The organism is Ignavibacteriales bacterium, assembly GCA_015709675.1.
In the GTDB taxonomy this organism is placed as follows: Bacteria; Bacteroidota; Ignavibacteria; order Ignavibacteriales; family Ignavibacteriaceae; genus H2-BAC3.
In genome coordinates, this window is the sequence record CP054182.1 from 1,686,761 (window position 1) to 1,700,081 (window position 13,321).

Here is a 13,321-nt window from a genome sequence, read left to right on the forward strand (position 1 = left end):
GATGTCAGTACTGCTCAGCCGTGATGAAATTAAAAAGGTGAGGGAGGGGCTTAAGGAACAAAATAAGAAAGTTGTGTTTACCAACGGTGTGTTTGATATCCTGCACGCCGGTCATGTGGACTACCTCTCCAAGGCCAGGAAGTTCGGAGATGCACTCATCCTGGGACTGAATTCAGATGCCTCAGTAAAACGGATTAAAGGTGAGAAGCGGCCAATTGTGACGCAGGAAGAAAGGGCATTTATTCTGGCTAATCTTCGTGCGGTAGATTTTGTAACTTTGTTTGAAGAAGATACGCCGTATGAACTCATCAGTGAAATTGTCCCCGATATTCTGGTGAAGGGTGCCGACTGGGACATCTCGAAAATTGCCGGCAGGGATATAGTTGAGGCCAACGGCGGTGAGGTTAAAACGATACCTTTTATCAATTTTACCTCCACTTCGAATATTATTAAGACGATACTGGATAAATACAAGAGTTGAGTGATCATAAGATTGCCGATGATATTAAAAATACCGTTAAAGAAGGTATTGAAAAAATTGAACGGATAAGAAGCCGCTTTCATAAAAGCGTAAACTTCTTTATCGGCATCTTTGTTTTCTTTTTTACCGTTTTCCTCATACTCCTCTCAGCCAGCCAGACCTCAACGTTCAGAGAAATACTCCTCGGATATATCGTTGACGCGGTTAATGAATCCGCTAACGGAAAGCTGAGCGTGGGCAGTCTTGAGGGTTCACTGTTTACATCAATTGAACTCCGTGACGTGCTGCTGACGGAGAAAACTGATACTGCTGCTTATGCCGGGCTTGTGGCAGTCCGCATTTCTCCTTTCAGGATATTTCAGAAAAGAATTGCAATAAAAGAAATAACCGTTCAGAATGCTGATATCAGAATGAGCACTGATTCCTCTGGCACCCTGAATTTCGCGAGAATTTTTCCTCCTGCCAGCGAAGAAGATACAACAGAATCAGATTTTCCCTTCACAATCGTTCTTGAAAGACTTGATCTGAGCGGAGTGGATTTTACCTATACCGACTTCCGCTCCGGAAAATTCAGTTCAGAGTATGATACTCTCAACCTGAATGATGTAAAGATCAGGGATCTTGAGCTCTCCTTAAACAGTAAAGTTGATATTGACAGGAACTCATACGAGGCAGAAATAAAAAATCTGGCTTTCCGTTCGAACATTGCCGGACTGGATGTAGAGCATATGAGTGTGCGGGCGCGTATTGATACCAATGGCGCGGTACTGAGTGATTTCAATTTGCGGACAACCCGTTCAGATCTTTCACTTAACATGATACTTGCGGATTTTAATTTCTTTGGTGAGTTTGAACTTCCGGTATTTTCAGCGGCACCGATATATCTCGGTCTCTATGCTTCCAAATTTAACTTTGATGATCTGAGAGCCTTTCTCCCGTCCGTGGATATGCTTAAAGGGGAATTAGCCGGCGACATCATGGCTAAAGGCACACTTGACCAGCTTGAAGTAAAAAAGCTTGATCTTTCCTACCGGAATACCCTGCTTAAAACTCAGGGAATGCTTTATAACCTTACCAATCCCGATCTGCTTACCATAGATGCTGCGATAACGAATTCGTTTATCTCTGAAACGGATGTCCCTTATCTACTGCCGCTCTACCCTATCCCGAAAATGGAGTACTTTGATAACGTAGGTATTGATACCATTTCCTATAAAGGAACTCCCTGGGATTTTAAAACGTATGCGTCATTGCGGGTAAAAAAGGGAAAAGTGCGTGCTAATTTTGATCTTAATATCAACGGCCCGCAGCCAGTCTACGCGGTGAAAACAGAACTCCGTGATATGAATATTACTCCTCTGACGGGCTATCCGCTGATTTTGAATGTGAATTTGAAAGGGAATGGAAGTTCGTTTGATCCCGACTCCATGGCCGCGGCGATGGAGGGGGAATTGTTCTCATCGGTTATTGGCAGAAAGAGGTTTGAGCAGATTACTCTCAGGGGAAGCATTAAGGATCAGAGTCTTCTGATTGAAACCTCGGGCAGTGCGGATCCTGATTCGTTTAAGCTGACTCTGGGTACTTATTTTCCGGAGGATGAGGAACCCTACTACAATCTGAATCTTGATTATAAGAATCTGGATATTGCGGGATATATACCTGACTCAAGCGCGCTCTCATCCGATCTTACCTTTCAGATAGATGCCGAGGGGAGCAGTTTTGATCTGGAAAAACTTAACGGAAGTTTAAAGGTTAATCTGCAGGAGTCCGAATTCATGGATGACACGCTGCAGAATATCTATGCTTCTCTAAAGATTACTTCCAAGGAGGATTCTTACAAGAAATTAGAGCTGTTATCATCAGTCGGCAAGGTAGTGATTGAGGGGAAAGTAAACATTGCTGATGCGGGTATGGAAATTGTCAGGCATGTTGACACTCTGGTCGCAACGTTTAAGGGACTTGCTCTCCGCTATTTCCCAGATGAATTCGCGGAGATTGTTGAACAGGCAGGCACGGATATAAAGAAGAATTTTCAAAAACGGCTGACCAAACCCGATGCTGCCCCTCCTGCTGAGTACCCGGTTTTTGATGTGAAATACACCATTAATTCTGTTGACCTTCGTCCGATTGCGATATTTCTCCGAAACCGTGATGCTACCTTTGAAGGGGAAGTAACCGGGTCGATAAAAAATGAAAAGGAAGGATTCGAACTCACCTCCCGGGTTGCTCTTCCGTTCTTCAGAATGTGGAACGGAGATGAGGTTAATTTTGTATCTGATGCCGAAATTGATTTCGCCTTTAAACAGGATAACGCAAAAAGCGGAATCAGCGCGGTAAAAGCTTCGCTCGACGCCAGCGCGGGAAGAGTATATATCGGCACCGAATACAATAATCTGTTCGTAAAAGCGGGAATCAAAGATGAGAAGCTTTCTCTGGCAGCGGGTCTGCAGTCAAAGGCGCCAAAACTCTCAGCAGGGTTAGAGTCAGAAGTTGATCTTACCAATTCTATCATCAAATTTGACATCAGCCGGCTTGAATTTTCATACAATGATTTTGAAGTCCGGAATCAGCAGCCGATGAGTATCGGTATTCAGAAAAGCTCTGTGCGGTTTAATAACTTTAATCTGAGCAGAGGATATACCCGTCTCTTTGTTAACGGTCTGATGCAGATGGATGGTTATCAGGATTTAGATCTGCTTATCTCAAATTTTCGCGGTTATGACCTGAGCAACGCTATTCTGGGACTGCCGCCTGAAGAGGGAGTGGATTTTGACATGAATCTGCGCGGTTCCATTGAAGGAAGCTTTAATAATCCGCGCGCGCAGTTTACCGTAACAGCGGACAGCGTGACTTATCAGGGAAGAAATTTTGGCTCTCTCAAGTCACTCTTTGATTACTCAAATAAACTGTTAAAGGCCGATCTGCGGTTTATTGATCTGAAGAATACTTTTGAAAATGCCCGGTTAAAGATAAGCGCTTTCCTCCCGCTTGATCTGGCGCTTAATGCGGAAGGGGACCGTCTGCCAGAAAATAAACCGGTGCGCCTCCGTCTGCTTGCCGATGAGTTTAATCTTGCCGCGTTTGGTAATTCGCTGCCGTTTCTGAATGAACTGCGCGGTATCCTGAATGCTGATGTATCCATTGCCGGCAATTATGCCAATCTGGAAAAAACCGGATATTTTAATGTATCAGAAGGGTATTTCGTTCTCCAGAATAATAATCTTCCTTATGAAGCAACCGTTAAGATGAAGCTTGACGGAAATTATATATTGCTGGACAGGTTTACCCTTACCAATGCAGGAAGAGTTAAAAACAAAGGGACCATGGAAGGAAGCGGCAGGATCAATATAGATGGATACAGTGTTGACTCAATGCTGTTTACCTTTAACGGAAATCTTTCCGTCCTTTCCGAAGATTCACGTGCCGTGCTTCCTGCTGTTTACGGAGATTTATTCCTCGAGACCAAAGGGCCGGTTACCTTCACCCGCGCCGCGGGAGTATCTGCATTGTCTGCTTCCATTCTGGTGACCGAAGGAAATCTGATTTTCCCTCCAACGCAGTCAGCGTATTCAAGCTCGGCGGATAATTTTATATATAAATATTTTGATAATAACCCTGAAATCACCAGACGCGATCAGGAAATTCAGGATCTTCTTAATACACAGCGTATCAGGCGCAGAAGCACGGGTACGGTACAGCAGGCGGCGGCTGATTTTGATTTTAATGTCGGCATAGAAATTAAAACCGAGGCATCAATCAATTTCGTTTTTTCAGCGGAAGCAAACCAGAGTCTGCTTGCGCGGCTGGGCGGCGGTCTCATTATTGAACGAAGAAAAGGAATACAGAGCATTCAGGGAGAACTTGAACTGCAGGACGGCTCTAATCTGAAACTGATTAAAACCTTTAACGCAGAAGGTAAACTCAGATTCGAAAGTGAAATTACCAATCCGTATTTAGATATCACTGCGTTATATAAAGATTACTATACTCCTCCCGATACAGCATCGGCAACGGTTAAGGAGGAAGAAGTTGCGGTAAAAGTTATACTGAAGGGCCCGCTCAGTGATCTTTCTAAAACCTTCACCCAGATGGAAAATAACATAGCCGTCTACAAGGGGAAGACTAATATTGACAATAATACCCCGTCACCGGAGTATGATAAAGCTGATGCAATCTGGTTTATTGTTACCGGAAAGTTTAAGAACGATCTTACGGCGCAGGAAAAAACCAAAACAACGCAGTTTCTGGGAGTTGATGCTACCTCTGTTGCCGGCTCACTTCTTGGCGGATTGCTTACGGCTTATTTGGGGGACTATGTCCGTTCTTTTGAATTCAGAAACGTAGGAGCTGCAACTAAATTTAACCTCAGCGGAAAATACAAAGACCTGAGATATACTATTGGCGGATCAACAAATGTTTTCCAGGATTTCTCTACAGCCAATGTCCGGATCGAATACCCGATCATTCAGAATTTTCTGATACGGATAGAACGAAGGGAATCATCAACGGAAACCAATTACACAAATGAAATGATCAACGAGCTTGGTCTGAAATACAGGTTTGAATTTTAATGAAAAAACGTCTGATCGCCTTTTTTAACAGTAATCCTGGCAGGTCAATTAAAGCCAGGCAGCTTGCTGATGAACTGCATCTGCATGAAGAGCATGAATACCAGCATCTGAAAGAAGTTTTACACACTATGACAACTGAAGGGTATCTGCTCAGGGAGGGGAAACGTTTCCGCCTGAACAGAGGGGTGATTACGAACCGGCTAACAGGAACCCTTGAAATAAACCGGAGCGGTTTTGGATTTGTCATACCGGATGATAAAAATATCAAAGGTGATATTTTTATAGCCGAAAGAAATCTCCATACCGCCTTTTTTGGTGATAAGGTTGAGGTTCAGATATTGGCCCGGCAGAAGGGGAGCAGAAAAAATGTAGAGGGGGAGATTATCCGGGTAGTTAAAAGAAAGTGGCAGGAGATTGCCGGAACGCTGCATGCCGAGGGAGCTTACTTTTATGTGGTTCCGGAAATATCGCAGATAACCAGGAATATATACGTCAGCCCGGAACATCTGAACGGAGCAGCACCGGGCAGCAGAGTGGTGCTGCATGAAATCGTATGGGAAAACCCGAAGCTTAATCCGCATGGCAAAGTCCGCAGTGTTGCCACAGGAAAAGAGATCTTTCGCAGAGAACTGGAGATGGTTGCCGAGGAGTTCGGAATCCCTCATGTGTTTCCGAAATCAGTGATCTCAGAGGCGGAAGGATATCAGCCGCCAATAACGGGAGACCGGTATGAAGGGAGAGAAGATTTCCGCGATCATCTGGTACTCACCATTGACCCGGATGACGCAAAGGACTTTGATGATGCACTATCAGTGCGGCTGCTTGAAAACGGCAACTATGAAGTCGGGATCCACATTGCGGATGTGTCGCACTATGTGAATCAGGGAACTGAACTTGATAAGGAAGCTGAAAAACGGGGCAACAGCACCTATCTGGCTTCAGGAGTGATCCCGATGCTGCCGGAAAACCTCTCCAACAGCATCTGCTCACTGGTTCCTGATGAAGACCGTCTGACATTTTCAGTTGTGGTGGAAATGACCGCCTCTGCACGTCTGGTGAACTACTTCATCTCTAAATCGGTTATCAGGAGCAAGCGCCGTTTTGCATACGAGGAGGTTCAGCAAATCCTTGAAGGTGCCGAAGGAGACTGCAAAGAGGAACTGCTCATCCTGCACAAACTCGCTTCACAGATGCGGAAAAAGAGGATGAAAAACGGCAGTATTGATTTTTCCAGTACCGAAGTGAAATTCCGGCTTGACGATCAGGGGAAACCGGTTGAGGTGCTGTTGAAGGAGAGCAAGGAAAGCCATAAACTTGTTGAGGAATTTATGCTCCTTGCCAATAAACTGGTGGCGGAGTATATAAAAAAGAAAACCGGCAGGGGCAAAAAACTCCCCTTTATATACCGGGTACACGATAAGCCGAATGAAGAAAAGCTGAAAGATTTCGTGAATCTGCTTAAGGGGCTGGGTTTTAAGGTGCCCCCGTATTCTTCAGTGACTCCGAAGCTGCTGAACGAAATGATTGCTTCAGCCAAAGGAAAGCCGGAGGAAAGTCTGATTAATGAGGTTGGTATCCGTTCCATGGCCAAGGCCGAATATTCCGCTCAGAATATCGGGCATTTTGGTCTTGGATTTCAGCACTATTCGCATTTTACCTCTCCGATCAGAAGGTACTCTGACCTTGTGGCGCACAGGATGCTTTTTGATTATCTTCATGATCAGAAACCGCAGATTATGGAAAAGCGGCTTGAATCAATTTGTGAGCATATTTCCGGTACCGAGAGAACTTCTGCCGAGGCCGAGCGTCATTCAGTGAAGATCAAGCAGGTGGAATTCATGAAGGAAAAAGTCGGAATGGATTTTACTGGAATAATTTCCGGTGTTACCAATTACGGTATGTTTATTAAATTGGAAGAAACCTTCGCTGAAGGACTGCTCCGGCTCCGGGATCTTGAGGATGACCGGTATTTTTATGACGAAAAGAAATTCGCCCTGATAGGCAGGTTTAGCAAGAGGCAGTACCGCCTTGGGGACAGGGTGCAGGTTAAACTGGTGCGTGTGGATACAGAACGGATGGAAATGGATTTCCTTCCGGTAAGCAAGTTGCAGAATTAAAAGAATAAATTACTGTTATATGATGAAGATACTCCATATTAAACAGGGACTGCTTTTAAGCATTCTCTTTCATTCTCTGCTTTTCGGGCAGTTCGGCCAGAACAAAGTCCAGTATAAGGAATTTGAGTGGATATATATCCAGTCTCAGCATTTTGACGTCTATTTTTCCCCTGAAGGGGCAAAGATAGCGGAGTTTGCAGCCAAAGCTGCTGAGGATGCTCTGGCTCAGATTGAATCCAAACTCAACTTTAAGATCAATAACCGGATTACCTTTATTCTGTATAACTCACAGAATGATTTCCAGGAGACCAATGTTACTGATGAGTATCTGAGTGAAGGCATCGGCGGATTCACCGAACTTTTTAAGAATCGTGTTGTTGTGCCGTTTACCGGTTCATATAAACAGTTCCGTCATGTGATCCATCACGAACTGGTGCATGCTGTTATTAATGATATGTTCTACGGCGGTTCAATTCAGAATATTATATCAAACAATATCAGCATACGTCTGCCCCTCTGGTTTAATGAAGGACTTGCTGAATATCTCTCCCTCGGATGGGATACTGATACCGATATGTTCATCCGTGATGCAGCCAATAGTGAATATCTGCCGAATATACCTCAGCTCGACGGATATTTTGCCTACCGCGGAGGACAGAGTGTGTTTAATTATATCGCCCGGAAATATGGGGAAGAAAAAGTAGGGGAGCTGGTTAACCGTGTTAAGAGCAAAGGCAGTTTTGAAGAAGGGCTTCAGGCAACGCTCGGGCTGAAGTTCGAAGAGTTTAATGAACGGTGGCGCAAGGATGTGAAGCGTGAGTTCTGGCCGGATATCGCAAAGTATAAGGATCCGGATGAATTCGCGAAGAGGCTTACCGACCCGAGAAAAGACGGAGGCTTTTATAATACCAGTCCGGCTATTTCTCCCGACGGCAGGCAGATTGCGTTTATTTCCAACCGTGATTTCTTTTTTGATGTTTATCTGATGGAAGTCAGTGATCCGAAGAATGTAAGAAGAATCGTTAAGGGAAACCGTTCCGCTGATTTTGAAGAGCTGAATATCCTTACTCCGGGCCTTACCTGGTCGCCGGATAATAAAAGCATCGCTCTCGGCGCAAAGAGCAGCGGATATGATGTAATATATATCATTGACGCAGAGACCGGTGATACCGAGGTTCTGCCTCATAAGTTTGCTGGTGTAGCCAGCATACACTGGTCGCCGGATTCCGTTCATCTGGCTATTTCAGCTCATTCTGCTGATCAGTCTGATATTTACCTCTATAATCTGAATACGAACCAGTTAACAAATCTTACTTCTGATATTTATACGGACAACGATCCTCACTGGAGCTCGGACGGCAGGTATGTCTTCTTTGTTTCTGACCGGGGGAATGATGTTAGCACAGGCAACGGAAACTCCCTGAAGGAAAGAACCGGCTTCCAGAATGATGTTTATGCAATCGAAGTAAGCAGCAAACAGATATTCAGATTAACCGGGTACACGCTGAGCGATGAATCAAGCCCGGTTCCCTCACCCGACGGAACCCATCTTCTGTATGTTTCCGATAAAAACGGCATCAATAATATATATAAGAAAAAAGTCGCGTTCACCAATGATTCCTCCTACGTCAGTGAGGAGGGTTCGCCCCTGACCAATTCCATGAACGGTATTTATCAGCTTTCCCTTTCTGCGGACTCAAAAAAGCTGGTGTTCAGTTCCATGTATCAGGCATCGTACAATATTTTTTCAATGAATAATCCTTTTGAACTGCAGACCGATCTGACAAAACTTGAGCCGACCAATTATATGGCTGAACTCAAAGGCATACGAGTGCGTCCGGCAGAAAAAGAAAAGATTGAATTTGAAGATTCATCTGAAATAAAAAAAGATGATGTGAAAATCGTGACCGGCCAGGTGGTGGATTCAACCACGGCAGGAGACTCTCTCCGGATAGATACCAGCAGTATCATTTTTGGTGAGAATACCTATTTTAAACCGGATTCAGTTCAGAAGGAGAATAAAAATTTTCAGCTTACTGATAATCTGGATGCTGACGGTAATTACCGGGTGAATAAATATAAAATTACTTTCTCTCCTGATATAGTTTATGCAAACGCCGGTTACAGTACCTTCTACGGTTTGCTGGGAACAACGGTAATATCATTCAGTGATGTTCTGGGTAATCATCGCCTTATCGGGCAGACAAGCCTTCAGATTGATCTGAAAAACAGCGACTATGGACTTGCCTATTATTATCTTCCGAACAGGATGGATATAGGCATTGAAGCATTCCATACAGCGCGGTTTGTATATCTTGAGCGGTTCGGAACGGCGCTGAATCTTTTCCGGTTCAGAAACTATGGAATGTCAACATCATTCAGTTATCCGTTAAGCCGTTATTACCGCTTTGACGGCGGCCTGAGTCTGCTGAATGTTACGTCTGAAAACCTTGATAATCTTTTTGAGGAAAGCCAGAAACGCACATTTCTGATTCCATCATTCAGCTTTGTTCATGATAACACCATTTTCGGATATACAGCTCCAATTGAAGGAACCAGATACCGTTTTGAGACTTTCGGGAATGCACTATCTCTAGATAAATATTCATTCTTCTCTGTTACCGCTGATTACCGTAACTATATCAGATTCTGGACGGATTATTCAATTGCGCTCCGTTTTTCAGGCGCCTACTCGGATGGTAAAAATCCGCAGAGATTTTTCCTTGGGGGACTGGAAAACTGGATAAACCGTCAGTTTGCAACGGGTGAACTTCCTGTTGAGTCACCGTCAGATTTTGCTTTTCTGACCGGTGCACTTCCGCTCCGAGGATATAATTATGCTGAAAAAATAGGTACACGTTATACCCTGTTTAATTTTGAGTACCGGTTCCCTCTTATCCGCTATCTGCTGACCGGAGCGCTGCCAATACTTTTCAGAAACGTGCAGGGTGTGGCATTCTTTGATGCCGGTACTGCATGGAGCAAGGAACGGAATCTCCAATTATTTACCAAGGATGCAGGCGGGGAGACGATCACAAAAGACCTGCTCATGGGAACGGGAGTTGGTGCCAGGATGTATTTCCTTTACTTCCTTACCCGGTTTGACGTGGCCTGGGCTTATGACGTGAAGGGCTTTTCTGAGCCAAAGTTCTATTTCTCCCTGGGCGCGGATTTCTGATCTGAGCTAAAGAATTTCAGCCCCCGGCCGCCTGAAAACGGAGCAGCCGGGGGCTTTTTCTTTTTGTCAGAGGCATCACCTGACTCCTCCCTCTTTATTTGTATTTCGCCTTGTTATTATGCGATTTACCTCATTTATTCTTTAAAATACCCCCCGGCTTTCAGTTCTTATGAGTTAATATTGGCGGATTTTTTTATTTTCTATTATAAGGTAAAATATTTTTATTTTAATTTTTAAGAATGACAATCAATGTCTGTTGTCGCTAAAATCCTTCTTTTTGACGACGATCTCCGGTCGTTGAGCCTTCTAACAGATGGCCTGGCCGAGCGTGGTCTGATACCGGAAATTAAGCCGGTTAAAACCCTTACGGATTTCGTTAATGCGCTTGACGAGTTTAAACCGGAGGCGGTTTTAATCAATTACCGTCAGAGTTCTTATGAGAGCCTGACAGCCCTGGCTCTTACGCGGAAAAAGAACCCTCTTTATCCGTTTGTATTCATATTTGCGGATGAACCTGTTCATTACCATCTCAAACACCGTATATCTTCACAGCTGGCCAACGAAGAATTCCGTACCCTGAGTGAATCAGTTAAAGGCATATTCGATGACATCAGTCAGAGAAAGTCAATGGAACAGCGGCAGCATCTCGCGGATACCGAACTGGCTCTTGAAAAGGAAAAGGAAGAAGCAGCCCGCGGAATCCTGAAAAGCTCCCCTTCTCTGATTCTTCTTTACGATAAGGAGGGGAATTATATCGAACGTTATCTTTCCCCCGATTCTCCATTTGCTTATCCTGCGCCGGAATTTTTCGAAAAGAACCTGAATGATATCCTGAACAGCGGCGATGTCGTAAAAATAAAAGAATTAACAGGCAAAGGTTTTGAGTTCTATGAATTCACAACCGGATCAGGTGCTGATAAACGGGTGCTCATGCTTCAGGTGCTTACCACCAGCCAGGAGCAGCTGATTCTTTATGTAGCGGATATAACCCGTGAAAGAGCACTTGCAGGTGAACTCCGGAATCTGAAGCAGCTTATCAGCAGTTCGGCCAGTCAGTATATACTCCTGAACGGATCATGGGGCATTGAGCTGGTTTCACAGGGAATCGAGCAATTCCTTGGATGGGGAGAGGGGATTAAAAGCAGAAGTATTGATGACCTCCTTCCCGATCTGGTTCCGGGGCTGACCGCCCAGCAGGTCGCTATAGGGCTTGAACTTGATTCATCCTGGACTGAAGTGTATCAGTACCGGAGTGAAGATAAAAAAGAAAAGATGGCTGCAGTTTCAGCAAACAAAGTTGAGTCCGGCGGTAACCTTGCGGCAATCCTCATCTCTATAACCGATCTTTCGGAGTGGAAAGAACGGGAAAATGAGTTCAGGCTTGATTCCGCCAAGTACCGCGCAATTACGGAAAATCTCAATCTGGGCATTATTGCCCTGCGCGATCATCGTATATATTACGCGAATGAGTTCTTTTGCAGTCTTCTTGAGATGAAAGCAGAGGCGGTGATAGGATCCGACTTTAACGAAATACTGGTAAAGGAAGACCGCAAGCTTTTTGAAGATACCGTTCGCACTCTTCTGGCTGAAGAGAGAACCCATTCAGCGGCAGAACTCCGGCTGATGCATGCAAACGGCATTAGTGTGGTAAATACGGAAATCTCACTGAAGCTTTCAAAGTTTGACGGTGCATTTACGATATTCTGCGTCATCAAAGATCAGAGTGAAGCTAAGCTTCACGCCATGATTGTTGAAAATCAGATTTCCACATCATCCAATCTCAGCCAGACTTCAAGCACTCCTAAAGAGCATGATCTGAGAACTTCCCTTAACGGTATTATCGGATTTGCTGAAATTATCAGAGAACATTTTAAGGATAAAAGCGAAGAGGAGTTCCTCAATATCGCTGATCAGATACTGAATAACGGCAAACATCTGATGGAGGTGCTGGAACTTGGTCCTTCGCTTGAAACAGCAAAAGGCCAGCCAATGGCACTGGAGATCAACACCGTTCTTCTTTCTGAACTGCTCTCCAAAACTCTTGAAAGCGTGAAAGGGGGTAGCAGCAAAAAAGAAATCCGGCTGAACTTCCTTTACAGCACAAAAATTGAAGTTCTCGCTGATGAGAAAAAACTGTATCAGCTGATCCTTGCACTGATAAAGAATTCTTACGACAGTCCGGTTGAAAGCACCATTAACGTTGAGACGGGTTATGACGGGGCTAAAGGAAAAGCGTATATACGTATTAAGGATTCCGGAATCAGGATAGATGAAAAGTTAGTTCCGCTTCTGTTTAAGCCGATGGCAGGTGAAACTTCCAAAAGATATCCTGAACTGTACAAACTCGGTGTTATCGTATATCCCGCTCAGCATCTCATCCAGCAGATGAACGGTGAACTTTCAGTACTTTCAAAGGCGGAGACGGGTGTATCGGTCACGGTCTATCTGCCGGTCCCTGAAAAGAAGGAATCGGCCAAGGTTAATCTGGGCAATTCACTTGTTGCGGTTTCTACCGAGCTGGTGATGCTCACGGAGCTCAATCCTGTGATTCTGATCGTGGAAGATGATCCCGGATGCGCAAAGATGCTCCAGATAACATTCAGAAATCTGACAAAAACCGATATTGCGGTTAACGGTGATGAAGCTTTGGATTTTATTGCAGGCCGGGCGGCCACCGGGCAGACCTACGATCTGCTCCTGCTTGATATCGGGCTTCCTCCGCCATGGGACGGCATTCTGCTCAGGAAGGAAATTCTGACACGGTATCCTCAGTATGAGAATGTGCCGATTCTGGCTGAAACCGCTTTTGCTATGAAGGCGGATGTGAGCAGAATCACCGCGGCTGGTTTTGACGCATATATTGCAAAGCCGATAGACCGGCGCTATCTTATTAAAACGATGGTTGCCGCTCTCAAGAAATATAACCGGCTCTGATTGATTATATATCAGGTAAGGGCCGCTATTTCTTTTTCCC

General features: G+C 44.7%; 5 protein-coding genes. All 5 read left to right on the plus strand.

The window, feature by feature from the left end:
• Nucleotide 1: 1 nt before the first annotated feature.
• Nucleotides 2–481, plus strand: coding sequence for a D-glycero-beta-D-manno-heptose 1-phosphate adenylyltransferase (gene rfaE2 / locus HRU80_06300; protein QOJ28505.1), 480 nt, complete (start codon nucleotides 2–4; stop codon nucleotides 479–481).
• A complete protein-coding gene (locus tag HRU80_06305; protein ID QOJ28506.1) occupies nucleotides 478–5,052 on the plus strand; it encodes a hypothetical protein in 4,575 nt (1,524 codons plus the stop codon). The genes rfaE2 and HRU80_06305 overlap by 4 nt, the downstream gene beginning before the upstream one ends.
• On the plus strand, nucleotides 5,052–7,169 hold the full coding sequence (gene rnr, locus HRU80_06310) for a ribonuclease R (protein ID QOJ28507.1): 2,118 nt from the start codon (nucleotides 5,052–5,054) through the stop codon (nucleotides 7,167–7,169). Before HRU80_06305 ends, rnr begins: the two co-directional genes overlap by 1 nt.
• A gap of 22 nt (nucleotides 7,170–7,191) precedes the next feature.
• The gene (locus HRU80_06315) at nucleotides 7,192–10,347 is read left to right on the plus strand and encodes a PD40 domain-containing protein (GenBank protein ID QOJ30476.1); all 3,156 of its coding nucleotides are present in this window, start codon (nucleotides 7,192–7,194) and stop codon (nucleotides 10,345–10,347) included.
• 249 nt (nucleotides 10,348–10,596) lie between these two features.
• Entirely contained in the window at nucleotides 10,597–13,281 is a 2,685-nt protein-coding gene (locus HRU80_06320) for a response regulator (GenBank protein QOJ28508.1), read from the plus strand.
• Nucleotides 13,282–13,321 lie beyond the last annotated feature (40 nt).

Bases quoted from the DNA above. Each gene is read 5' to 3' on its own strand.
- HRU80_06320 (QOJ28508.1), top strand. From the start codon at position 10,597: ATGTCTGTTGTCGCTAAAATCCTTCTTTTTGACGACGATCTCCGGTCG.
- HRU80_06315 (QOJ30476.1), top strand. From the start codon at position 7,192: ATGAAGATACTCCATATTAAACAGGGACTGCTTTTAAGCATTCTCTTT.
- rnr (QOJ28507.1), top strand. From the start codon at position 5,052: ATGAAAAAACGTCTGATCGCCTTTTTTAACAGTAATCCTGGCAGGTCA.
- rfaE2 (QOJ28505.1), top strand. From the start codon at position 2: ATGTCAGTACTGCTCAGCCGTGATGAAATTAAAAAGGTGAGGGAGGGG.